General features: G+C 76.1%; 7 protein-coding genes. 5 read left to right on the top strand and 2 right to left on the bottom strand.

Features of this window, described 5'->3' with window-relative positions:
* Positions 1 to 49: 49 nt before the first annotated feature.
* Complete coding sequence (locus GXW83_RS14665; RefSeq protein ID WP_225446985.1) at positions 50 to 547, bottom strand: MarR family winged helix-turn-helix transcriptional regulator; 498 nt, start codon at positions 545 to 547, stop codon at positions 50 to 52.
* An 89-nt stretch (positions 548 to 636) separates the two neighbouring features.
* On the opposite strand from GXW83_RS14665, the gene GXW83_RS14660 reads away from it, so the two are divergent.
* Both GXW83_RS14660 and GXW83_RS14655 read left to right on the top strand, forming a co-directional pair.
* The gene (locus GXW83_RS14660) at positions 637 to 1,821 is read left to right on the top strand and encodes a PP2C family protein-serine/threonine phosphatase (protein ID WP_182443503.1); all 1,185 of its coding nucleotides are present in this window, start codon (positions 637 to 639) and stop codon (positions 1,819 to 1,821) included.
* Positions 1,822 to 1,834: 13 nt separating this feature from the next.
* The gene (locus GXW83_RS14655) at positions 1,835 to 2,242 is read left to right on the top strand and encodes an STAS domain-containing protein (protein ID WP_182443502.1); all 408 of its coding nucleotides are present in this window, start codon (positions 1,835 to 1,837) and stop codon (positions 2,240 to 2,242) included.
* A gap of 40 nt (positions 2,243 to 2,282) precedes the next feature.
* Here GXW83_RS14655 and GXW83_RS14650 read toward each other — a convergent pair whose 3' ends face one another.
* Positions 2,283 to 3,452 carry an acyl-CoA dehydrogenase family protein gene (locus tag GXW83_RS14650; protein WP_182443501.1) on the bottom strand — a complete coding sequence of 390 codons (1,170 nt, stop codon included), beginning with the start codon at positions 3,450 to 3,452 and terminating at the stop codon, positions 2,283 to 2,285.
* A gap of 699 nt (positions 3,453 to 4,151) precedes the next feature.
* Between GXW83_RS14650 and GXW83_RS14645 the strand changes: the two genes are divergently transcribed.
* From GXW83_RS14645 to GXW83_RS14635, 3 genes are all read left to right on the top strand, one after another.
* Entirely contained in the window at positions 4,152 to 5,363 is a 1,212-nt protein-coding gene (locus GXW83_RS14645; protein ID WP_182443500.1) for a cytochrome P450, read from the top strand.
* Between the two features lie 178 nt (positions 5,364 to 5,541).
* A complete protein-coding gene (locus GXW83_RS14640; protein ID WP_225446984.1) occupies positions 5,542 to 6,828 on the top strand; it encodes a serine hydrolase in 1,287 nt (428 codons plus the stop codon).
* A 155-nt stretch (positions 6,829 to 6,983) separates the two neighbouring features.
* Positions 6,984 to 25,703, top strand: coding sequence for a non-ribosomal peptide synthetase (locus GXW83_RS14635; RefSeq protein ID WP_182443498.1), 18,720 nt, complete (start codon positions 6,984 to 6,986; stop codon positions 25,701 to 25,703).
* Positions 25,704 to 25,710 lie beyond the last annotated feature (7 nt).

Raw genomic sequence — 25,710 nt, 5'->3', positions numbered from 1 at the left:
CGCTTGGGCGACGCGACGGGGAGAGGGGAAGGACGTGGGGCCGACGTACCTAGGCCGTGCCCGCCCTGCCGCGTCCGCTGCCCGGCTGGCTGCCCGCACTGGCGTCGGCGGTGTCGACCAGGAGCTGCAGCCCCTTGCCCAGCTGGGCCAGCTGGCTCGGCCGCAGGACCGCGAACAGCTCGAGCAGTCTGCGGACGCGGTGGTCGCGCAGCTCCTCGACCACCGTGCGGCCGTAGCGGGTGAGCCGCAGCTCCACCTCGCGGCGGCTGACCGTGCTGGGCGAGCGCTCGACCATGCCCAGGGCCGCCAGCCGGTCGCAGAGCCGGCTCACCGAGGACGGGCTCGATCCCAGCAGCGCGCACAGTCCGCGCAGGTTCATGCCCTCGTAGCGGTCGATCGCCACCAGGGCGCGCAGCTGGAAGGCCGACACGGCGCCGCTGGGCAGTGCCTCCTGGCCTCTGCCGAGCAGTTCCTCCAGCAGTTCCATGGCCTCACGGGCCACCTCCGCGACCTGTTCGGGGCGGGGAGGAGGCGCTTGGGGGGACACGGCTCCACTGTGCCATGTCCGGCGCGTTCAGCCCAGTCCGTCTCCGTGGATCTCTGTCGTTCATTCCTCCTCTCGAAGGCTGCCGTGCGATGACGCCCCACTTCCTGGCCATCGAGCGCGCTCTGCGACGCTCTGCGCCGCATGCCCTGATCGAGACTCTGCGTACGGGGCTGGTGCGCGACTACGGCGCCCTGGCCGTGGAGGTGGTGCTGGCCGACTACAGCCTCACCGCGCTGTGCCCCGTGGCGGCGGACGAGGCCGGGTCGTCCTCGGTCCTGTCGGTGCACCGCAGTCCGCAGGGGCGGGCGTTCGTCAGCCAGGAGCCGCTGCGCCGGGCCACCGCGGCGGACCCCTCCGTGGTCGATCTGCACCTGCCGCTGACCGTGCACGGGGACCGGCTCGGCGTCCTGACGGTCACGCTGCCCGACGCCCTGGCGACCGGGGAGACCGAGGGCGAGCTGCTGCAGATCTCCGAACTGTTGGGCGGCGCGATCATCGTCGCCCAGCGCGAGACCGACCAGTACGAGCAGGCCCGGCGCCTGTCCAAGCTCACCCTGGCCGCGGAGATGCAGTGGCAGCTGCTGCCCGGCCGGTCCTTCAGCTGCCCGCAGTACTCGCTGGGGGCCCAGCTGGAGCCCGCCTACTCGGTGCGCGGCGACAACTTCGACTGGTCCGTCGCCCCGGACGCCCTGACCCTGGCCGTCACCAACGGCATGGGCGAGGGCATGCACGCCTCCATGCTGACCAATCTGGCGGTCAACGCCCTGCGCAACGCCCGCCGGGCCAACCTGCCGATCACCGATCAGGCCATGCTGGCCGACGAGGCGATCTACCACCAGCACCGCGGCGACGCCCATGTCTCGACGCTGCTGATGCACGTCACCCTGTCCTCCGGCCATGTCAGCGTGGTCGACGCCGGTTCCCCGCAGCTGTGGATCCAGCGCGACAAGGCCGTGGAGCGGCTCGAACTGGACGCCCAGCTGCCCCTGGGCATGTTCGCGGAGTCGCGCTACATCGCGCAGCAGTTTCACATCGAGCCCGGGGACCGGCTGGTCGTGGTCAGCGACGGCGTCTACGCCGCGACCTCGCCCACCGGCGAGTCCTACGCCGAGCGGAGCCTGGCGCGCGCCATCAGCACCGCCCACTTCCTCCCCGCCGCCGACGTCCCCAGCGCCGTGCTGCGGGGCCTGGCCACCCACCGCAGCGCCGAGGCGGACGACGACGCCCTGGTGCTCTGCCTGGACTGGCACGGCTCACCGGCACAGAATCCCTGACCCGGAGGTCCGCTTGAACAGCCAGCACGACGAAGCGGCGGGCCTCGGGGCAGCCGACGGCCTGCAGGTGGGCAGCCTGGAAGCGCCGGACGGGGCCGTGGTGGTCTGGGCCGACGGCGATGTGGACCTCGACTCCTCCCAGGCGCTGCGGGTCGTCCTCGACACCGCCCTGGACCTGGGCGCCCGGGCGGTGGTGGTGGACCTGGCACGGACCCGGTTCTTCGACTCGGTGGGGCTGAACCTGCTGCTGCGGTTCACCCGCCGGGCCGGTCGGGCCGGGGTGCCGGTGCACCTGGCGGCGCTGGGCCCGCAGGTGCTGCGGATCTTCGAGATCACCGGCGTGGACACGGTCCTGCCGGTCCACCGGAGCGTGGCCGACGCCCTGGCGGCGGCGTCGTCGGACCGCGCGGACCCGGCCTGAGCCCGGGGCCCGCGGCGGCCGACCGACCGCCTCCGGCGGTTCAGACGAAGGCGCCGATGCCGGTCGCGGCGCGGCCGACGATCAGCGTGTTGATCTCCCGGGTGCCCTCGTAGGAGTACAGCGCCTCCGCGTCGGCCACGAAGCGGGCGATGCTGTAGTCCAGGACGATGCCGTTCCCGGCCAGCAGCTCCCGGCCCCAGCCGACGGTCTCCCGCATCCGGGTGGTGCAGTACGCCTTGGCCAGGGCGGAGTGCTCGTCCCGGAACGTCCCGGAGTCCTCCAGCTGGGCCAGCCGGACCACCATGCCCAGGCAGGAGGTGGCGTTGCCGAGCATCCGCACCAGCAGGTCCTGGACCAGCTGGAAGCGGGCGATGGGGCCGCCGAACTGCTCGCGCTCCACGGTGTAGTCCAGCGCGATCCGGTAGGCGCCGAGTATCACGCCGACCGCTTCCCAGGCCACGCCGCTGCGGGTGTGCCGCAGCACGTCCGCGGTGTCGCGGAAGCCGTTCGCCTGCTGCAGCCGGTCCGCCTCGGGCACGCGGCAGTCGGTGAGCACCACGTCCGCGTTCTCCACCGTCCGCAGCGCCATCTTGTTGCCGATCCTGGTGGCGCTCAGCCCGGGGTTGTCACCCCGCACCACGAAGCCGAGCACGTGGTCGGTCTCCTCGTCCCGGGCCCAGACCACGACCAGGTCGGCGAAGGTGGCATTGCCGATCCAGCGCTTGGCGCCGTTGAGCACCCAGCTGTCGCCGTCGCGCCGCGCGGTGGTGCGCAGCCCGGCGGCCACGTCGGAGCCGCCCTGCGGCTCGGTCAGCGCGAACGCGCCGATCTGCTCCATCCGGGCCATCGCCGGGAGCCAGCGGTCGCGCTGCTCCTCGGAGCCGCAGCGGGCGATGCTGCCCATGGCGAGCCCGGCGTGCACGCCGTAGAACGTGGCCATGGAGGCGTCCACCCGGGCCATCTCCAGGGCGATGAAGCCGTTCAACAGGCTGCTGGCGGGCTTCTCGGTGTAGGCCAGCCCGGCGATTCCGAGCTCGGCGTAGCGCGGGACGAGGTGGTGCGGGAACTCGGCCCGGCCCCACCATTCGTTGGCATGCGGAGCGACCTCACGCGCCAAAAACTCACGTACCCGCAGGAGCACCTCCGCCTCCTCGGGGGACAGCAGCTCCTCGAACCGGTACAGGTCCTCCACCAGCGCGGCGTCGGCCATGGCACTCTCCTCACCTGGGCGGCGACGGCCGCTCCGCCGCCGTGACGCCGCCTACCCGGTGGCCGCCGTCCGAAGCGGCCCGTTCGGGTGACCGCCGACCCATCGGCTGGGGCCTTTGGGGTCAATGGGGGTATTGGGGCGATCAGGCGGGTGATCGCGGAATTTTCTCGGAGACTTCCGGTTTGCGCGGGATCGCATGGGCAGACGAGAGTAGTGCGATCCCCTGGATCGTCACGCACGGCGAGACCCCGTTGCTTTCTGTTCAACCTCGTGGGGTTGCCAGAGGATGACTCGCCGTGAAGACTGTGCTCAGCTCGCTGTCATGTCCACGTCGGGTCGGCGGTCCGTACTGTCGGTGACACCCGCTGTGGAGCGTTCCGCGCATCCGATGGCGCGGGGAGATGTCGCTGGGGGATTGCTATGCCAGGTCGGTCCACCGTTCAGGCTCGGGCACACGGCCCCGGTCGTCCGCAGAGCCGCTGTCGGCTCCGACGAGCCTGTTGACGTGCACCGTCCCGCTGCACCGACAGCCTGAGCGCTGAGCATCGAGCCCCACCCGGTCACGCCCTGCGGACCGACTGCGCCCCGTACCGCGTACGACGTACTCCGTGTTCCAAATCCCACCGGAAGGCGGGCCGCCCGGAACCATTCGGCGGCCTGATTCGGCACGACCTGCCGCATACCGCTATCCAAGGAGACATGGTGACCAGCACGCAACGAACGACGTCCTCGGTCCTGCTCGAGGACGTGACCGAGCGCTGGCGCGAGTTACGCCAGGCCGGACCGGTGCGGTACGACGAGGGCCAGGGCCTGTGGCAGGTTCTGGACAGCGAGAACGTCGCCGCCGTTCTGGCGGACCCGGCCGCCTACTCCTCGGACCTGTCCTCGCTCACCCCGACCCAGGAGGACTTCGAGACCTTCCGGCAGGGGAACTTCGTCGGCATGGACCCACCGGAGCACCGCAGACTCCGGGCGCTGGTCAGCCAGGCGTTCACGCCCCGGGTCGTCCAGGGGCTGGCGCCGCGGATCGAGGCCGTCTGCGCCGAACTGCTGGACGCGGTCGCGGACACCGACCGGTTCGACCTGGTCGACGCCCTGGCCTATCCGCTCCCCATCATCGTGATCGCCGAACTGCTGGGCATCCCGGCCGACGAGCACCGGCTCTTCCAGGAGTGGGCGAGCATCCTGTTCAGCGGCGACCAGTTGGGCGAGGCGTTCGACATGGACGACCTGGCACGGGCGCTGGAGGCCATCGCCCCGGTCGTCCGCGAGATGAACGGCTACGTGCTGGAGCACATCCGCCGATGCCGCGCGCACCCGGGCGAGGACCTCACCAGCCGGCTGATCAGCGCCGAGGTGGACGGCGTCGGCCTGGAGGACCAGCAGATCGTGGGATTCGTCGCGCTGCTGCTGGTCGCCGGGCACATCACCACAACAGCGCTGCTGGGCAACGCCGTTGTGATGTTCGACCGGCACCCCGACGCCGACGCCGCGCTGCGCGCCGACCCGGGACGGCTGCCGCAGGCGGTCGAGGAGGTGCTGCGCTGGCTGCCGCCCTTCCCCGAACTGGGCCGCCGGGTCAGCCGGCCCGTCGTCCTCGGAGGCAACGAACTGCCCACCGACACGCTGCTCATGGTCCATCTCGGCACTGCCAACCGGGATCCGGCCCGCTTCGACGCACCCGACGTCTTCGACGTGGCCCGCAACCCCAATCCCCACCTGACCTTCGGCCACGGCATCCACTTCTGCTTCGGCGCGCCGCTGGCCCGGTTGGAGGCGCGGATCGCCCTGGGCATGCTGTACGAGCGCTTCAGCGCGCTGGCGGTCCCCTCGTACGAGGACGTCACGTACCAGAACCCGGCGGTCCTCATCGGCGTACGCCACCTGCCGGTCGAGGTCGTACGGCCGTAGGACGGCGCGCACGCGCTCGCGGTCGGCCCGGCACCGCCCTGCCTGCGGCCGTCCTCCCCACCCACCTGTGAGACCCAGTCAACGGGAGCCACCACTCATGCCCCACTCCCCCACCGCTACGGCCGCCGTGTGCGCGCCGTCCCACTTAGGGCTCGAACTCCAGGCTGTGAGAAGAGAGTTGCAGCACCGCCTGGACACACTCGCGCGCCACCACCGGGTACCCGGTGCCCAACTCGTCCTGGACAACGGCTCGGAGGAGGTCGTGCTGCACACCGGCACGGCCGACGCCGGGACCGGCGCCCCCTTCACCGCGGACACCGCCGTTCCGCTGGGATCGCTCACCAAGCCCTACACCGCCGCCCTGGTGATGCTGCTCGCCGACGACGGCGACCTCGACCTGGACGACCCCGCCGCCGAGCATCTCCCCGAGCTGCGGGAGATACCGGAGGTGACGATCCGTCACCTGCTGAGCCACACCGGCGGACTGCCCACCGGCCCGGACTCCGACACCGCCGCCCGGACCACCGCGGCCCGCTACCTGTCGTCCGTGTGCACCGCCCGGGACGCCCTGTTCCGCGCCGGTTCCGACTTCTCCTACTCCAACGCCGGCTATGTCGCCGCCGGACGCCTGGTGGAGGTGGTCACCGGCATGCCGTGGCACGAGGCCGTGCCCGCGCTCCTGCTCGAACCCCTGGGGACCGTACCCGCCTTCATCGGCGCGGGCGGCGAACGCCCCGTCGCGGCCGGGCACGCGCTCAACACCGCGACCGGCCGGGTCCGCCCGGTCCAGCAGAACCTGGCGCCGCTGGAGGCGCCGGCCGGAGCCCTGCTGGCGAGCGCCGCGGACCTGGCCGCGCTCGGCAGCGCCCTGATCGGCAGGAACGGCGTGCTGCCCACCGCCGTCGCCAAGGAGATGCGCCGCCGGGAGCCCTCCGCCGACCCCGGCGCGCTCGCCGACGGCTGGGGGCTCGGCCTGGCCCTCTACCGGCAGGACGGCCGGGTGTGGTGCGGCCACGACGGCAACGCCCAGGGCACCTCCTGCCATCTGCGGGCCGAGCCGGACAGCGGCATGGTGGTCGCCTTCACCGGCAACGCCGGCGCCGCCACCGCGCTCTGGCGCGACCTCGCGGACGACCTGGCCCGCTTCACCGGCGTGCGGGTGCCCGCCGCCCTCGCCCCCGCGGACCGGCGCGACCCGGTCGCCCTGCCCGAGTGCGCGGGCAGCTACGCCAACGGCTCCACCCGGTACCGCGTCGCGCTGGAGCCCGACGGCTCGCCGACGCTGTCCGTCGACGGCGACCTGCCGATCCCGCTGCTGTGCTACCCCGATCTGTCCTGCGACCTGGTCGACCCGGGCACCGGCCGCCGCGAGCCCGGCGGACGGTTCCACCGCGACCCGGCAACCGGCACGGTCGACCGGGTGCAGATATCCGGACGCACGGCACGCCGTACCGGCCCCGCCTGAGCCCGCCGCCCGCCGCCCGCCGGACCCGCAGCCCCCGGCGCCGGGCACTTCCCGGGCGCGCCCGCGCCCGTACGCCGCACCGCCGCAGCGGGCCCAGGGCTGCCCGCTCCCCGCCGTTCGCGCCGCTTCCTGCCCACCCGGAAGGACTCCACCCCATGGCCGACCTGCCCGACAAGCGCGTACCCGCGTCCCCCGGGGCCCCGTCGCAGGCGTACCCCACGCTCGGCGAGCTGTTCGCCGGCTGGGTCGCCCGTACGCCGGACGCGCCCGCGGTGACCGACGGCCGGCGCACCTGGAGCTACCGGGAACTGGCGGCCCGGGCCGACCGGCTGGCCGGCCACCTGGTGCGCTGCGGCGCCGGGCCGGAACGGACGGTGGCGCTGGTCCTGCCGCGCTCGATGGAGCTCATCGCGGCGGAGCTGGCCGTCGCCCGGGCAGGCGCCGCCTTCCTGCCGGTGGACCCGGCCTACCCCGCCGAGCGGCGGGCGCTGATGCTCACCGACGCGGCCCCCGCGGTGACCCTGGACGACCCGGCCCAGGTCCGCGACCTGCTGGCCGCCGACGCGCAGGAGCCCACGGACGCCGGGCCGACCGACCCGCCGGTCGGAGCCGACCACACCGCGTACGTCATCTACACCTCGGGCTCCACCGGCACGCCGAAGGGCGTGGCGGTCACCCACCGCGGCATCGGCGGATTCACCGAGGCCGCCATCGAGCGCTACGCGGTACGCCCCGGCGACCGGGTGCTGCAGTTCTCCTCGCCCAGCTTCGACGCCTCGGTCCTGGAGCTGTTCATCTCCGTGCTGTCCGGCGCGACCCTCGTCGTGCCCCCGGACGGCCCCTGGCTGGGCGACGAACTCGCCGCCGTCCTGGACAGGCACCGGATCACGCACACCCTGATCCCGCCCGCGGCCCTGGCCACCCTCCCCGCCCCGGCACAGGGCGGCGCACGCCACCTGCGCACGCTGATCGTCGGCGCCGAAGCCTGCCCGGCCGCCCTGGTCGACCGCTGGGCCCCCGGCCGACGGATGATCAACTCGTACGGCCCCACCGAGGCCACCATCGTCGCCACCTGGACCGGGCCGCTCTCGGCCGGCGCCGGTACGCCGACCATCGGCGGCGCGCTGCCGCACACCCGGGTGTACGTCCTGGACGCCGCCATGGGCCAGCTGCCGCCCGGCGCCGACGGTGAGCTGTACATCGGCGGCGACGGCGTGGCCCGCGGCTACCTGGGCCGCCCCGGCCTGACCGCCGCCCGCTTCGTCGCCGACCCGTTCGGGCCGCCCGGCGCCCGGCTCTACCGCACCGGCGACCGGGCCCGCCGGACCGCCGACGGGGAGCTGGAGTTCCTCGGCCGGCTCGACCGGCAGGTGAAGGTCCGCGGCTTCCGCATCGAACCCGGCGAGATCGAGGCGGCCCTGCGGCGCCACGCCGACGTCGCCGAAGCCGTCGTGGTGGTCCGCGAGGACGAGCCCGGCAGAGAGCGCCTCGTCGGCTACGTCACCCCCGCCGACCCGGGACACTCCCCCGACCCCGCCGGGCTGCGCGCGGCCGTGGCCGCCGCCCTTCCGGCCCACATGGTGCCCTCCGCCGTCGTCGTCCTGGAGGCGCTGCCGCTCACCGCCCAGCACAAGATCGACCGGCGGGCGCTGCCCGCCCCCGCCCGCCCGGCCGCGTCCGGCAGCCTGGCCCCGCGCACCCCGCAGGAGCAGGCTCTGGCCGACATCTGGGCGCAGGTCCTGGGCGCCGACGCCGTCGGCGCGACGGACGACTTCTTCGACCTGGGCGGCGACTCGATCCTGGCCGCCCGCACCCTGGCCCGGGTCCGCGACGAACTGGGCGTCCGGCTCACCCTGCGGGACGTCTTCACCGCCCGCACCGTGGCCGCCCTCGCCCCGCTGCTGGGCGACCGGCACGCCGCCGCGCCGCCGGACCCCATCCCGCCCGCCCCGCGCGACGTCCCGCTGCCGCTGTCCGGCGCCCAGCGCCGGCTGTGGTTCCTGGACGACCTCACCGGCGGCGGCACCGAGTACAACACCGGGGTGGCCCTGCGGCTGCGCGGCGCCCCCGACCCCGAGGCCCTGCGCCGGGCCCTGGACCGGCTCGTCGCCCGCCACGACTCGCTGCGCACCACCTTCACCACCGTCGACGGACAGGGCGTGCAGCGGATCGCCGCGCACTCCACCCTGCCGCTGCGCACGGCCGACCTCGGCGAACTGCCCGCCGGGCGCCGGGCCGAGGCCGCCGAGCAGCTGCTGACCGAGGAGCTGTGCCGCCCGTACGACCTGACGACCGGTCCGCTGGCCCGGGCGCTGCTCGTCCGCCTCGCCCCGGACGAGCACCTGCTGCTGCTGGGGCAGCACCACATCATCACCGACGGCTGGTCGGTGGGCGTGCTCACCCGGGAGCTGGCCGCGCTCTACCACGCCGAGGCCACCGGCGAGCCGGACGGCCTGCCCGCCCCGGCCGTCCAGTACCCCGACTTCGCGGTGTGGGAGCAGCAGCGCCGGGCCGCCGGGGACGGCGCCGGGGAGACCGCCGACCTCACCTACTGGAAGCGGCACCTGTCCGGGATGCAGCACCTGGAGCTGCCCGTCGACCGGCCCCGGCCCGCGCTGCGCACCACCGCCGGGGCGGCGCACCGGCACGACCTCCCGGCGGAGCTGGTGGCCCGGCTGCGGCACCTGGCCGCCGGACGCGGCACGACCCTGTTCACCATGCTCGCCGGCGCCTCGGCGCTGCTGTTCTCGCGCTACTCCGGCCAGCGGGACGTGGCGTTCGGCACCGTCACCAACGGACGCGACCGCCGGGACCTGGAGGAGGCGACGGGCTTCTTCGCCAACACCGTCGTGCTGCGCGGCGACGTGGACGAGGCGGCCACCGTGGACCGCTTCGTCGAGAGCATGCGCACGACCGTGCTGGACGCCTTCGTCCACGCCGGGGCGCCGTTCGACCGGGTGGTCGAGGAGCTGGCCCCGCCCCGGGATCCCAGCCGCACCCCGCTGGTGCAGGCGCTCGTCGTGCAGCAGGCGGCGGCCGCCGTGCTGCCGCGCGCCGGGGGCCTGCGGTTCGAGGACCATCCGCTGCCCCGCCCGGCCGCCCGCTTCGACCTGGTCCTGGAGTTCGCACCGGACGCCGCGGGCGGCTGCGCGCTGACGGTGGAGTACAACACCGACCTGTTCGACCCGGGGACGGTGGCCCGGATGGCCCGGCACCTGCACCGGCTGCTGGAGGGGATGGCGGACGGCCCGCAGCGGACGCTGGCCGAGCTGCCCATGCTCTCGGACGAGGAGCAGCGCGCCCTGCTCGAGGCCTGGAACCCGCCGGGCCCGGCCGTGGCGGACGTCCCGGACGCCGCGCTGCCCGAGCTGTTCCAGGCGCAGGCGGCCCGCACCCCCGACCGGACCGCGGTGGTCTGCGGGCCGGTGCGGCTGGACTACGCCGGGGTGAACCGGCGGGCCAACCGCCTGGCCCGGCTGCTGGTCGCCCGCGGCGCGGGGCCGGAGACGCTGGTCGCGCTGTGCCTGCCGCGCTCCGCCGAGCTCCCGGCGGTGCTGTGGGCGGTGCTGAAGTCCGGCGCGGGCTACCTCCCGGTGGACCCGGGCTACCCGGCCGAGCGCATCCGCTTCGTCCTGGACGACGCCCGGCCCGCCCTGGTCGTCGCCACCCGGGAGACCGCGGCCGCCCTGCCCGAGGGCTGCGACCCGCTGATCCTGGACGACGCCGCCGGGCCGGACGCCGCCGCGGACGCGGACACGGCAGCGGACACCGGTGCCGACCCGGCCGAGGCGGACCTGACCGACGCCGACCGGGTCCGGCCGCTGCTGCCGGACCACCCCGCGTACGTCATCTACACCTCGGGCTCGACCGGCCGCCCCAAGGGCGTGGTGGTCACCCACCGCAGCGTGGTGGCGCTGGCCGCCTGGGCGCGGGAACGGTTCGGCCCGCACGGGCTGGATCACGTCATCGCCTCCACCTCGCTCAACTTCGACGTGTCGGTGTTCGAGCTGCTGTGCCCGCTGCTGGCGGGTGGCAGCGTCGAGGTGGTCGCCGACCTGCCCGCCCTCGCCGACGCCCCGGGCCAGCGGCAGGTCGGGCTGGTCAGCGGCGTGCCCTCGGTGCTGTCGCGGCTGGTCGACGGCGGCGCCGCCCCGGTCGAGGCGGGCACCGTCCTGCTGGCCGGTGAGGCCCCCTCCGCCCAGGTGCTGCGCGACCTGCGCGACACCATGCCGGACAGCGAGATCGCCAACGTCTACGGCCCCACCGAGGCCACCGTGTACTCCACCGCCTGGACGGCGGGCGACCGGCTGCCGGAGCAGGCCCCGCCGATCGGCAGGCCGCTGGCGCTGACCCGGGCCTACGTCCTGGACGGCTCGCTGCGCCCGCAGCCCCCGGGCGTCGCGGGCGAGCTGTACCTCGGCGGCGGCGGCCTGGCGCGCGGCTACCTGGGCCGCCCGGGGCTGACCGGCGCCCGCTTCGTCGCCGACCCGTTCGGGGCGCCGGGGGCGCGCATGTACCGCACCGGTGACCTGGTGCGGTGGAGCGCCGAAGGCGGCCTGGAGTACCTCGGCCGACTGGACCAGCAGGTCAAGGTGCGGGGCTTCCGGATCGAGCTGGGCGAGGTGGAGGAGGCGCTGCTGCACTGCGACGGCGTGGCGCAGGCGGCCGCCGCCGTCCGCGAGGGCGACGGCCACCGCCGCCTGGTCGGCTACGTCGTCCCGGCCGCGCAGGGCGGCGTGGAGCCCGAGGCCGTGCGCCGGGCGCTGGGTATCACCCTGCCCGACTACATGGTCCCGGCGGCCGTGGTGGTCCTGCCGGAGCTGCCGCTCAACCCCAACGGCAAGCTCGACCGGGCCCGGCTCCCCGAGCCGGGACCGGCCGTGCGCGCCGTGCGCCACGTCGCGCCCCGCACCCCCGCCGAGCGCACCCTCGCCGCGATCTGGGCGGACGTCCTGCGGGTGGACCGGGTCGGCGCGGACGACAACTTCTTCGAGCTCGGCGGCGACTCCATCCTGAGCATCCAGGTGGTGGCCCGGGCCCGGCAGGCGGACCTGCCGGTGACCTCCCGGGACGTCTACCGGCACCAGACCGTCGCCGCCCTGGCCCGGTGCGCGGACGCCGCCGACCGCCCCCGGCCGACCGCCCCGGCCGTGGTGGCCGCCACCGGCCCGAGCCCGCTGACGCCCATCCAGCGCTGGTGGTTCGCCAGCGCCGCCGGGCGCACCGGCCAGTTCGCCCAGGCACTGTCGGTCCGGCTGCCCGACGACCTGGACCCGGCGGCGCTGGAGGCCGCGCTCGACGACGTGGTCGCCCACCACGACGCCCTGCGCTCCCGCTTCCTGACCGGCGAGGGCCCGGGCGACGACGCCACGGACGTGCGCTGGCACATCGACGCCCCGGCGCCCCGGACCGTCCTGACCCGCCACACCGGCCCCGACACCGACAGCCCCCACCTGGGCCCGTTCGACCTGGGCCACGGGCCGCTGCTGCGCGCCGTGCTGCACGACCTCGGGCCCGGACGGCCGCAGCTCCTGCACCTGGCCGTGCACCACCTGGTGGTGGACGGCGTCTCCTGGCGGGTGCTGCTGGAGGACCTGGACCGGGCCTACCGGGCGCGCCGCGACGGCCGCGACGGATCGGCGGCGCTGCCGCCGAAGTCCTCGCCGCTGCGGCACTGGGCCGAACGGCTGAACGCGCACGCCGCCGCCGGCGGCTTCGACGACGAGACCCCGTACTGGTCGCAGGCGTTCCCGGACAGCGCCGACCCGGCCCCGGGAGAACCGGCCCCGGGAGAGCAGGCAGGCCCGGCAGCCGCCGGGAGCTACGCCTCGGCCCGCTCGGTGACCGTGCGGCTGAGCCCCGCCGACACCTCCGTGCTGCTGCGCACCCTGCCCGACACCTACCGCACCCAGGTCAACGACGTGCTGCTGAGCGCCCTGGGCCGGGCGCTGTGCGGGCCCGGCGGAGCGGACCGGGTGGTGGTGGACGTCGAGGGCCACGGCCGCGAGGAGCTCTTCCCCGACCTGGACCTCAGCCGCACCGTCGGCTGGTTCACCACCCGGCACCCGGTCGCCCTGGCCGTGCCCGCCGACGCGGACTGGGATGCCGTGCTGAAGCAGGTCAAGGAGCAGCTGCGCGCCGTCCCCCGGCACGGCCTGGGCCACGAGGCCCGCCACCTGGCCCGGCCCGGCGCCGCGCCCCGGGGCCCGGTCGCGCAGCTGAGCTTCAACTACCTGGGGCGGATGGCGCTGCCGGACGACCCGGACGGGCTGTACCGGGGCACCTTCCGGCCGCTGGAGCTGGACGCCGACCCGCTGGCCGAGCGCCCGCACGCGCTGGAGGTGGTCGGGCGGCTGGACGGCGACGCGCTGGAGTTCAGCTGGTCCTACTCCGAGGGCCTGCACCGCCGCGCCGACGTCGAGGAGCTGGCCGGGCGGTTCGCCGACGCGCTGGCCGACCTCGCCCGGTACGCGGCGCGGCCGGGCGCCGCCGGGCGCACGCCGTCCGACTTCCCGCTGGCCCGGCTGGACCAGGCCGCCGTGGACCGGATCGCGGGCGGAGAGCCGGGCGCGGTGGAGGACGTCCTGCCGCTGACCCCGACCCAGGCCGGGATGCTCTTCCACGGCCTGTCCCAGGACGACAGCGGCGTCTACGTCCAGCAGCTCACCTTCGACCTGGACGGCGTACCCGACCCGCAGGCGCTGGCCGGGGCCTGGCAGCGGGTGACCGACCGCACCGCGGTGCTGCGCGGCCGCGTGGTCTGGCAGGACGTGCCCGAGCCGCTGCTGGTGGTGCAGCGCCGCGCGGCGCTGCCGGTGGAGCTGCTGGACTGGCGCGGCCTGTCCGAGGACGGCCGCCGCGACCGGCTGGACGCCCTGCTGGACCGCGACCGGGCGCGCGGCATCGACCTGGCCCAGGCCCCGCTCCAGCGCCTGGTGCTGGCCCGGGTGTCCGACACCGCCGTCCGCGTGGTGTGGACCTTCCACCACGTGGTGCTGGACGGCTGGAGCCTGTTCCAGGTGCTGTCCGACGTCTTCGCCTGCCACAGCGCGCTGTCCCGGGCCGGATCGGCGGCCGGATCGGCGGCCGGATCGGACGCGGCGGACGCCGTGCCGCAGGACGCCCTGCCGGACCGCCGCCCCTACCGCGACTACCTGGCCTGGCTGGCCGAACGCGACTGGGACCAGGCCGAACGGCACTGGCGGGACCGCCTGTCCGGGCTGGCCGAGGCCACGCCGCTGCCCTGCGACCGCGAGCCGCGCGAGAGCCACCGGGCCGAGTCCAGCCAGGCCGTGCGGGTCACCGTGCCCGCCGCCGCGACCCGGGCGCTGGAGGACCTGGCGCGGACCTCCGGGCTCACCCTGAACACCCTGGTCCAGGGCGCGTGGGCGGTGCTGCTGGGCCGTCAGGCGGGCCGGGGGGAGGTGGTGTTCGGCACCACCGTCTCCGGACGGCCGCCCGAGCTGCCCGGCTCCGAGACGATGACCGGCCTGTTCATCACCACCCTGCCGACCCGGGCCGAGGTGCCGGCCCACGGCACCCTGCTGGACTGGCTGCGCCGGCTCCAGCGCGACCAGAGCGAGGACCGGCGCTTCGACTTCGTGCCGCTCACCCGGCTGCGGACCTTCACCGGCCTGCCGGAGCGGGTCGCCCTGTTCGACAGCATTGTCGTCTTCGAGAACTACCCGGTCGACGACGGTCTCGCCGCCGCCCACGGCCTGCGGCTGAGCGGCCTGGACGGCATCGAGACCACCAACTACCCGCTCAGCCTGGTGGCCTACCCGGGGCCGGAGCTGGCCCTGCGGCTGTGCTACGACCCGCAGCTGTTCGACGCCGGCACCGCCCGGCGGATGGCCGAGCAGCTCACGGTGGTGCTGGCGGGCATGCCCGCGGGCGGCCACCTGCCGCCCGCGCGCCTGCCGCTGCTCACCGCCGAGGGCCGCAGCCAGGTGCTGGAGACCTGGAACGACACCGCCACCGCGCTCCCCGAGAGCACCATCGCGGAGCTGTTCGCCGCGCAGGTGCGCCGCACCCCCGACGCCGTCGCCCTGGAGGCCGGCCCCGAGCACGTCACCTACCGGGAGCTGGACGCCCGCGCCGCCGCCCTGGCCGACCGGCTGGCCGCGCTGGGGGTGCGGCCGGAACGCCCGGTCGCCGTGCTGATGGACCGCTCGGTCGGGCTGATCACCGCGCAGCTGGCCCTGGTCCGCACCGGCGGCGTGTACGTGCCGCTGGACGGTCGGGCGCCGCGCGAACGGCTGCGCCGGATGCTGGCCGAGGCCGGTGCGGAGCTGCTGCTCACCGACGCGGCCTGGGCGCCGACCGCCCGCGGACTGCTGCCGGACGAGGGGGTGCTGCTGCTCGACGGCCAGGCGCCCCCGGACGCCGCCCCTGGCGCAGACGCCCGGCGCGGCCCGGCCCCGGCCGCCGCCGTCCACCCCGACAACGTCCAGTACCTGATGTTCACCTCCGGCTCCACCGGCACCCCCAAGGGCGTCGCCGTGCGCCAGCGGGACGTCGCCGCGCTCGCCCTGGACCGCGCCTTCACCGGCCACGACCGGGTGCTGGTGCACTCCCCGCACGCCTTCGACGCATCCACCTACGAGGTGTGGGTGCCGCTGCTGCGCGGCGGCACGGCCGTGCTGGCCCCGCCCGCCGACCTGGACGCCGAGCTGGTCCGGCGCGCCGTCACCGAGCAGGGCGTGCGCTGCCTGTGGCTGACCGTCGGCCTGTTCCGCCTGCTCGCCCAGGAGGACCCGGCCTGCCTGCGCGGCGCGCGGGAGGTGTGGACCGGCGGCGAGGCCGTGCCGGGCGCGGTGGTGCGCCGGGTCCTGGAGGCGTGCCCGGGCCTGGTCGTCGTGGACGGCTACGGCCCGACCGAGACCACCACCTTCGCCACCCGGCGCGCCTTCCGCTCCGGCGACCCGCTGCCCGCCGTGCTGCCCATCGGGCGCCCGCTGGACAACACCCGCGCGTACGTGCTGGACGACGCGCTCCAGCCGCAGCCGCCGGGCGTCACCGGGGCTCTGTACGTCGCCGGGGCCGGACTGGCCCGGGGCTACGCGGGACGCCCCGGCGAGACCGCCGCCCGCTACGTCGCCGACCCCTTCGGCCCGCCCGGCGGCCGGATGTACCGCACCGGGGACACCGCGCGCTGGAGCGACGACGGCGACCTGCACTTCGTGGGCCGCGCGGACGACCAGATCAAGATCCGCGGGTTCCGCATCGAGCCCGCCGAGATCGAGGCGCGGCTCACCGCCCACCCGGACGTCGCCGAGGCGGTCGTGTCGCTCTACCAGGACGCCGGGCGCAAGCGCCTGGCCGCGCACCTGGTGCCGGCCGGCGGCGCCGCGCTGCCGTCCGCCACCGCGCTGCGCGACCACCTGGCGGCCGGCCTGCCGGACTACATGCTGCCCGCCGCGTTCGTCACGGTGCCGCAGCTGCCGCTGACGGCCAACGGCAAGGTGGACCGGCGGCAGCTGCCCGCCCCCGACTGGGCGGCGGCCGGGGACAGCGCCTACCGCGCCCCGTCCACCCCGGCCGAGCAGGTCCTGGCCGCCATCTGGGCGGAGCTGCTGGGCGCGGAACGGGTCGGCGTCGACGACAACTTCTTCATGCTGGGCGGCGACTCGATCCTGAGCATCCAGGTCGTCTCCCGCGCCCGCGCCGCGGGCCTCGCGCTCACCCCGCGCGACCTGTTCCGGCGGCCCACCGTCGCCGCGCTGGCCGCCGCCGCGGGCACCGCCGGGGCCGTCGCCGGCACCGGGCCGGTGAGCGGCGAGGTCGGCCTCACCCCCATCCAGCACTGGTTCCTGGACCCCCGCCCGGCGCACGCCGGGTTCTTCAACCAGTCCGTGGTCGTGCGGACGCCCGGCGAGGTCGACCCGGACGTCCTGCGCCGCGCCCTGACCGCGCTGTGGGCGCACCACGACGCCCTGCGCTCCCGGTTCACCACCGGCGACGACGGGCGCCCGCGCCAGCACTGCGCCCCCGCCGACGCCGCCGCGCCCGAGCTGCTGCAGGTCTGCGACCTCGGCGGCCTGGACCCGGCGGCGGCCGAGCAGGCCGAGGCCCGGGCGACGGCGGCGGCGCACGCCGGGTTCCGGCTGGACGCCCCGCCGCTGCTCACCGCCCGCCTGTTCATCACCGGGAGCGGTCGGCCCGCCCGGCTGCTGCTGGCCGTGCACCACCTGCTGGTCGACGGCGTCTCCTGGCGGGTGCTGCTGGAGGACCTGGAGACCGCCTACCGGCAGGCCGCCACGGGCAAGCCGCTGCGCCTGCCCGCCCGCACCACCTCGGTCCAGGAGTGGACCCGCCGGCTGCGCGAGCACACCGCGAACGGCGGCTTCGCGGACCAGCGCGCCCACTGGGAGGCGGTCGCCCGGCACTGCGCCGAACCGCTGCCGGTGGACGCCGACGGCGGCAACACCTCGGCCGACGTGCGCGCCGTGACCGTCCGGCTGGACCGGGAGCGCACCGGCGACCTGCTGCGCAAGGTGCCCGGGGTCTACCGCACCCGGATCGACGACGTCCTGCTCACCGCGCTCGGCCGGGCGCTGGCCGAGTGGACCGGACGGCGCACCGTCGCCGTCGGGCTGGAGGGGCACGGCCGTGAGGACCAGCTGTTCGAGGACGTCGACCTGTCCCGCACGGTCGGCTGGTTCACCACCCTCTTCCCGGTCGCCCTGGAGGTCCCGGAGGGCGACTGGGGCACCGCGCTGAAGTCCGTGAAGGAGCAGCTCCGGGCGGTGCCGCAGCGGGGCCTGGGCTACGGCGCGCTGCGCCACCTGGCCCGGGAGCAGGGGCTCGCCGACGCGCCGGCCCCCGGCGTCAGCTTCAACTACCTGGGCCGGTTCGACTGGTCGGCCGACGACGCCGCCCTGGTCCGTGACGTCCCCGGCGGCCTGGACGGCGCGGAGGCGCCCGGCACCGAGCGCCCGCACCTGCTGGACGTGGTGGCCCGGGTCCAGGACGACCAGCTGGAGATCGGCTGGTACTACAGCGGCGGGCGGCACCGCGAGCAGACCGTCACCGGGCTGGCGCAGGGCATGCTGCACGCGCTGGAGGGCATTGTCGCCCACTGCGCCCGACCGGACGCCGGCGGCCGCACCCCCGCGGACTTCCCGCTGGCCCGGCTGGACCAGGCGGCCGTGGACCGGCTGGTCGGGGACGGACGCGCCGTCGCGGACGTCCTGCCGCTGACGCCGATGCAGGCGGGCATGGTCTTCCACAGCCTGCTGGACCCGGACGGCCGCACCTACGTCAACCAGGTGCAGCTGGTGCTGTCCGGCGTCACCGACCCGCACGCCCTGGCCGAGGCCTGGCAGCGCACCGCCGACGCCAACCCGATGCTGCGCACCCGGCTGGCCTGGCAGGAGACCGCCGAGCCGGTGCAGGTGGTCCAGCAGCGGGCGCTGATCCCGGTGGTCCAGCACGACTGGACCGGGCAGCCGGCCGACCGGATCGAGCAGGAGACGGCCCGGCTGCTGGCCGAGGACCGCAGCGCCGGCATCGACCTGGCCGCCGCGCCGCTGATGCGGCTGGCCCTGATCCGGCTGACGCCGACCCGGGTGCGGGTGGTGTGGACCTTCCACCACGTCCTGCTGGACGGGTGGAGCGCGGCCCAGGTCTTCGACGAGGTCTGCGAGCGGTACGCCGCGCTGACCTCCGGGCGCCGCCCCGAGGTGCCCGAGCGCGCCGCCTTCGCCGACTACCTGCACTGGCTGGCCGGTCAGGACACCGCCGGGGCCGAGCGGTACTGGCGGGAGACGCTGGCCGGGTTCACCGCCCCCACCGAGCTGCCCCGGGACCGGCGGCCCGCCGAGGCCCACCGCGCCGCCTCCTCCGCGACGGTCCGGGTGACCCTCGGCACCGGCCTGTCGGCGCGGCTGCGGGAGACCGCCCAGCAGGCCGGGCTGACCGTCAACACCGTGCTGCAGGGCGCCTGGGCGCTGCTGCTGTCCCGCTACGGCGGCGGGGACGACGTGGTGTTCGGCACGATCGTCTCCGGCCGACCCGCCGAACTCCCGGGCGTGACCTCGATGGTGGGCCTGTTCATCAACACCCAGCCGACCCGGGTGCGGATCGACGGGCGGAGCCTGCTGCCGCAGTGGCTGCGCGAGCTGCAGGCCGGCCAGTCCGAGGCCCGGCGCCACGACGTCTCGCTGGCGCAGCTGCAGACCTGGAGCGAAGTCCCGGGCGGCACCGCCCTGTTCGACAGCATCGTGGTGTTCGAGAACTACCCGTTCGACCAGGACGGGGCGGCCCGGCACGGCCTGGCCGTCGAGGCCGAACGCGACCTGGAGCCCACCAACTACCCGCTCAGCGTGGTGGTGGCCCCCGGCGACGCGCTGACGGTCAACCTCGACTACGACCCGGCCGCCTTCGACGCCGCCACCGTCGAGGGGATCGGGGCGAGCCTGGAGACGCTGCTGGCGGCGATGGCGGCCGAGCCCGACCGTCCGCTGGCCGAGCTGCCGCTGCTGGACCCGGCGCGGGGGCGGGAGGTGCTGGAACGGTTCGGCGGGCCGGTGGCCGAGGCGCCGCGCCGCACCCTGCCCGAGGCGTTCGCCCGGCAGGCCGCGCGCACCCCCGACGCCCCGGCCGTCCGCTGCGGCAGCGAACTGCTGAGCTACCGGCAGCTCGACGAGCGCGCCAACCGGCTGGCCCGGCTGCTGATCGCGGCCGGCGCTGGCCCCGAGCGCTTCGTCGCGCTGGCGCTGCCCCGGACCGCCGACCTGGTCGTGGCGCTGCTGGCGGTGCTCAAGAGCGGCGCGGCCTACCTGCCGGTGGACCCGGGCTACCCGGCCGAGCGGATCGCGTTCCTCTTCGCGGACGTCCGGCCGCAGGCCGTGGTCACCAGCACGGAGACCGCCGACCGGCTGCCGGACGGCCTGTTCACCCGGATCGTGCTGGACGGGCCGGGCTGCGCCGAGGAGCTGGCGGCGGCCGACGCCACCGCCCCCGGCGACGACCAGCGGCGGCACGCCCTGCTGCCGGAGCACCCCGCCTACGTCATCCACACCTCCGGCTCCACCGGCCGCCCCAAGGGCGTCGTCGTCGCCCACGCCTCGGTGCTGGCGCTGACTGACTGGGCCGCGGCCGAGTTCGCCGACCGGGGGCTGGCCCACGTGGTGGCCTCCACCTCGCTGAACTTCGACGTGTCGGTGTTCGAGATCTTCTCGCCGCTGCTGTCCGGCGGCTGCGTGGAGATCGTCCGCGACCTGCTGGCCCTGGCCGAGCGCCCCGGGCCGTGGCGGGCCGGGCTGCTCAGCGCCGTGCCCTCGGCCCTGGGCCGGCTGCTGGCGGAGGACGCCGTGCAGGTCACCGCGGACACCGTGGTCCTGGCCGGGGAGGGCCTGCCCGCCCGCACCGTCCGTCGACTGCGCGAGGCGGTCCCCGGCTGCCGGGTCCTGAACATCTACGGCCCCACCGAGGCCACCGTCTACGCCACCGCCTTCACCTGCGACCCCGCCGACCCCGACCGCGACCCGCCCATCGGCCGACCGGTCGGCGGCGCCCGGGCGTACGTGCTGGACGACCGGCTGCGCCCGGTGCCGGTCGGCGCGCCCGGGGAGCTGTTCCTGGCCGGTACCGGCGTGGCCCGCGGCTACCTGGGCCGCCCCGGCCTGACCGCCGCCCGCTTCCTGCCCGACCCGTTCGGCCCGCCGGGGCGGCGCATGTACCGCACCGGCGACCTGGTGCGCTGGACGCCCGACGGCGACCTCGTCTACCTCGGCCGCGGCGACGACCAGGTGAAGGTCCGCGGCTTCCGGATCGAGCTGGGCGAGGTCGAGGCCGCGCTGGCCCGGCACCCGCAGGTGTCGGCGGCGGCGGCCCGGGTGGTGGAACACGACGGCCACCGGCGGCTGGTGGGCTACGCGGTGCCCCGCGAGGGCGGGCTGCCGGGAGCGGTGGAGTGGCGCGCCTTCCTCGGGCGCACGCTCCCCGACCACCTGGTGCCCGCGCTGGTGGTGCCGCTGGAGCGGCTGCCGCTGGGCGCCACCGGCAAGCTGGACCGGCGCGCGCTGCCGGAGCCGGTGTGGGCCGCCCCGGCCACGGCCGGCTCCCGGCCGCCGGGCACCGCCGCCGAGCGGGCGCTGGCCGCGGTCTGGTCCGAGGTGCTCGGCGTGCCCGAGGTGAGCGCGGACGACAACTACTTCGCGCTGGGCGGCGACTCGATCCTGGGCATCCGGATCGTCTCGGCCGCCCGCCGGGCCGGTCTGGCACTGACCCCCCGGCACCTGTTCGCGCACCAGACCCTGGCCGAACTCGCCCTCGCCGCCGAGCAGTCGGCGGCCACCGCGGTCGCCGTCAGCGCCGAGCAGGGCCCGGTGGTGGGCGACACCCCGCTCACCCCGGTCCAGCACTGGCTGTTCGACAGCCTCGGCGGCGACCCCGCCCGCTTCACCCAGTCGGTCTCCTTCCAGCTCGCGGCCGACACCGACGAGGCACTGCTGCGCGCCGCCTTGGCCGCCGTCCTGGAGCAGCACGACGCGCTGCGGCTGCGGTTCCGCCCGACCGGCCCCGGCCGGTGGCAGCAGTACGGCACCGCGCCCGGCGACGCGCCGGAGCTGCGCACGCACGACCTGCCCGCCGACGGGCCGGACCGCGAGGCGGCGCTGCTCGGGCTGGCCGACCGGCTGGCCGACGGCTTCGACCTGGCCGACGGGCCGCTGCTGCGGGCCGCGCTGTGCCGCTCCGCCGACGACCGGCACCCGGTGCTGCTGCTGGCCGCGCACCACCTGGTGGTGGACGCGGTGTCCTGGCGGCTGATCCTGGAGGACCTGGACGCCGCCTACCGCGCCCTGCGCTCCGGCGACCGGCCCGACCTGGGGCCCAAGAGCACCTCCTTCCGGGCCTGGGCGCAGCGGCTGGCCGAGCACACCGCGTCCGGCGGCTTCGACGCGGAACTCGACCACTGGCGCGGCCTGGGCGACTCCCCCGCCGCGCTGCCGACCGACCTGGCCGGGGCCAACACCGCCGCCGCCGAGGAGACGCTGACCGTCGCCCTGGACGCCGAGGACACCCGCCGGCTGCTGCAGGACGTGCCGGAGGTCTACCGCACCCGCGTCAACGACGTGCTGCTGTGCGCCCTGGGCCGGGTGCTGGCCCGCTGGACCGGGCAGGACCGGGTGGTGGTGGCCCTGGAGGGGCACGGCCGCGAGGAGCTGTTCGAGGACGTCGACCTCGCCCGCACCGTGGGCTGGTTCACCACCATGTACCCGGTCGCCCTGGACGTGCCCCGGGGCGCGGACACCGGGACCGCGCTGAAGGCGGTCAAGGAGGGCCTGCGGGCGGTGCCGCGCGGCGGACTGGGCTACGGCGCCCTGCGCCACCTGCGCCCCGGCGCCGAGGACCGGCTGCCGGAGCTGCCGCAGGTCGGCTTCAACTACCTGGGCCGACAGGACTGGGACGGCGCCGCGGACGGCCTGCTGCGCGCCCCGTACGGGCCGCTCACCGGCGGCATGGACCGCGCGGCGGACCGCCCGCACCTGCTGGACGTCCTCGGGCGGGTCAGCGACGGGCAGTTGGGCTTCACCTGGTCGTACTCCGGCGCGGTGCACCGGCGCGAGACCGTCGCCCGGCTGGCCGCCGAGACCGTGGAGGAGCTGCGGGCCATCGTCCGGCACTGCGCCGAGCCCGGCGCGGGCGGCCGCACCCCGTCCGACTTCCCGCTGGCCCCGCTGGACCAGGCGGCCGTCGACCGGCTGGCCGGTACCGGCCGGGACGTGGCGCAGATCTATCCGCTGACGCCCACCCAGACCGGCATGGTGCTGCACGGCCTGGACGAGGCGGAGCACGGCCTGTACGTCGAGCAGATCACCTTCGTGCTGGACGGCGTCCGCGATCCGCGGGTGCTGGCCGCCGCCTGGCAGCACGTGGTCGACCGCACGCCGGTGCTGCGCACCGCCGTGGCGCTGCGCCAGGTGCCGGTTCCGTTGCAGCTGGTGCACCGGCAGGCGGTGCTGCCGGTGGCCGAGCACGACTGGAGCGCGCTGTCGGCGGACCGGCGCGAGGCGGAGCTGGAGCGGCTGCTGGCCGAGCAGCGGGCCCGCCCGCTGGCCCTGGACCGGGCCCCGCTGCTGCGGCTGGACCTGGTCCGGCTCGGGCCGGACGCGGTGCGCGTGGTGTGGGCCTTCCACCACGTGCTGCTGGACGGCTGGAGCGTCTTCCACGTCCTGGCGGACGTGCTGGCCGCGCATGCCGCGCTGGCCCGGGGCGAGCAGCCGGGCCTGCCCGAGCGCCGCCCCTTCGCGGACTACGCCGCCTGGCTCGCCGCCCGCGACACCGACAGGGCGGCCGAGCACTGGCGCGGCGTCCTGGCGGACCTGGCCGCGCCCACCCCGCTGCCCTACGACCGCAGGCCGGCCCAGGACGCCACCGCCCGCTCCGGGACCTGGCTGTCGCAGCAGCTGGACCCGGCCGCGACGGAACGGCTCCAGGAGTTCGCCCGCAGGCACCGGCTGACCCTCAACTCCCTGGTGCAGGGCGCCTGGGCGCTGCTGCTGTCGCGCTGGAGCGGTGATCCGCAGGTGTGCTTCGGCACCACCGTCTCCGGTCGGCCGGCCGACCTGCCCGGCGCCGACACCATCGTCGGCCTGTTCATCACCACCCTGCCCGCGCGCCTGGCCGTGGACGGCGGCGCGCCCTGCGGCGCCTGGCTGCGCGCGGTGCAGGAGGCGCAGGCCGAGGACCGCCGGTTCGACCACCTGCCGCTGGCCGAGATCCAGGGCCTGAGCCGGCTGCCCGCCGGCACGCCGCTCTTCGACAGCCTGGTGGTCTTCGAGAACTACCCGGTCGGCGATGCCACGGCCGGTGCGCACGGCCTGCGGATCAGCGGCCTGGACGCCCGGGAGGCCACCAACTACCCGCTCACCGTGGTCGTGTCGCCCGGCGACCGGCTCGGGGTGGAACTCGGCTACGACCCGCGGTACTTCGACCCGGGCACGGCCGAATCGCTGGCCGGGCAGCTGCTGCACACCCTGTCCGCCCTGGCCGCCGCGGACGGCGGCACCCGCCTGGACGACATCGACGTCCTGCCGCCCGGGCAGCGCGCCCGGCTGCTGCGCGGACCGGCGCGCCCGGCGCTCGGCCCGGTGCCCGCGACCGCGCTGGCCGCCCTGGTCGAGGCCGCCGTCGACATGCGGCCGTCCGCACCGGCCATCGGCGCCCCCGGCCTGGAGCTGACCTTCGCCGAGGCCGAGGCGCGGGCCAACCGGCTGGCGCACCGGCTGATCGCCCGCGGCGCGGGCCCCGGCGAGGTCGTCGCGCTGCTGCTGCCGCGCTCGGCGGACATGGTGCTGGCCCAGCTGGCGGTGGCCAAGACCGGCGCCGCCTTCCTGCCGGTCGACCCCGGCTATCCGGACGCGCGGGTCGAGCTGATGCTGCGCGACGCGGCCCCCGCGCTCACCCTCGACGCCAAGGAGGTCGCCGACCTGCTGGCCGAGGCCCCGGACGGCTCCCCCGGCCACCGGCCCACCGACGCCGACCGGACCCGCCCGCTGGACCTGGACGACCCGGCCTACGTCATCTACACCTCGGGCTCCACCGGCACCCCCAAGGGCGTCGTGGTCACCCACCGGGGGCTGGCGGCCTTCTCCGCCGCCGAGGCCGAGCACTATCAAGTGGCTTCCGGGGACCGGGTGCTGGCCTTCGCCACCCCCAGCTTCGACGCCTCCGTGCTCGAACTGTGCATGTCCCTGCCGCACGGCGCCCGGCTGGTCGTGCCCGCCCCCGGGCCGCTGCTCGGCGCCGCCCTGGCCGACGTCCTGAGGGACGGGCGCATCACCCACACCCTGCTGCCGCCCGCCGCCCTGGCCACGCTGCCGTCCGACACCCCCGGCACGCTGCCCGACCTGAAGACGCTGGTGGTCGGCGCCGACGCGTGCAGCGCCGACCTGGTCGCCCGCTGGGCCCCGCACCACCGCATGGTCAACTCCTACGGGCCCACCGAGGCCACCGTCGTCGCCACCTGGTCCGCGCCGCTGGAACCGGACGGCGCCGCGCCGCCCATCGGCCGCCCGCTGCCCGGCACCGGCGGCTACGTCCTGGACGCACGGCTGCGGCCGGTCCCCGACGGCGTCCCCGGCGAGCTGTGGCTGAGCGGACCGGCCCTGGCCCGCGGCTACCTGGGGCGGCCCGGCCTGACCGCCGCCCGCTTCACCGCCGACCCGTACGGGCCGCCCGGCACCCGCATGTACCGCACCGGCGACCTGGTGCGCCGCGACGCCCGGGGCGAGCTGCACTACCTGGGCCGCACCGACCACCAGCTCAAGCTGCGCGGCCACCGCATCGAGGCGGGCGAGGTCGAGGCGGCCCTGGTGCGGCACCCGGCCGTGCTGGACGCCGTGGTGAGCGTGCGCGAGGACGAGCCGGGGCAGCAGCGCCTGGTCGCCCACCTGCTGGCCGCCCCCGGCGCGGAGCCCCCGGCCGCCGCCGAGCTGCGGGCGCTGGCGGCCCGCTCCCTGCCCGGCTACATGGTGCCCTCGGCCTTCGCCGTCCTGGACCGATTCCCGCTCACCGCCAGCGGCAAGACCGACCGGGCGGCCCTGCCCGCGCCCGACCCGGAGCAGGAGCGGCCGGCCGACCGCGTCCCGCCGCGCACCCCCACCGAGGAGGCGGTGGCCGCCATCTGGGAGCAGACCCTGGGCACGGCCGTGGGCGCGGAGGACGACTACTTCCTGCTGGGCGGCGACTCCATGCGCGCCCTGCTCATCGCCTCCCGCGCCAACGACGCCTTCGGCGTCGCGCTCACCCCCCGCGACGTGCTGGTCTCCCGCACCGTGGCCGCCCTGGCCGAGCTGGTGGAGGAACAGGTGCTGAGCGAACTCGAAGACGCCGCGTACGGCGGCCCCGACGATGACGAACGGTGAGGACCCG

It is taken from the genome of Streptacidiphilus sp. PB12-B1b (genome assembly GCF_014084125.1).
In the GTDB taxonomy this organism is placed as follows: domain Bacteria; phylum Actinomycetota; class Actinomycetes; order Streptomycetales; family Streptomycetaceae; genus Streptacidiphilus.
This window is presented reverse-complemented; position numbering and strand designations above follow the sequence as displayed.

What these genes read in the sequence shown, in the direction of transcription:
- GXW83_RS14660 (WP_182443503.1), top strand. Translation starts at nt 637, where the DNA reads ATGACGCCCCACTTCCTGGCCATCGAGCGCGCTCTGCGACGCTCTGCG.
- GXW83_RS14650 (WP_182443501.1), bottom strand. Translation starts at nt 3,452, where the DNA reads ATGGCCGACGCCGCGCTGGTGGAGGACCTGTACCGGTTCGAGGAGCTG.
- GXW83_RS14645 (WP_182443500.1), top strand. Translation starts at nt 4,152, where the DNA reads ATGGTGACCAGCACGCAACGAACGACGTCCTCGGTCCTGCTCGAGGAC.
- GXW83_RS14635 (WP_182443498.1), top strand. Translation starts at nt 6,984, where the DNA reads ATGGCCGACCTGCCCGACAAGCGCGTACCCGCGTCCCCCGGGGCCCCG.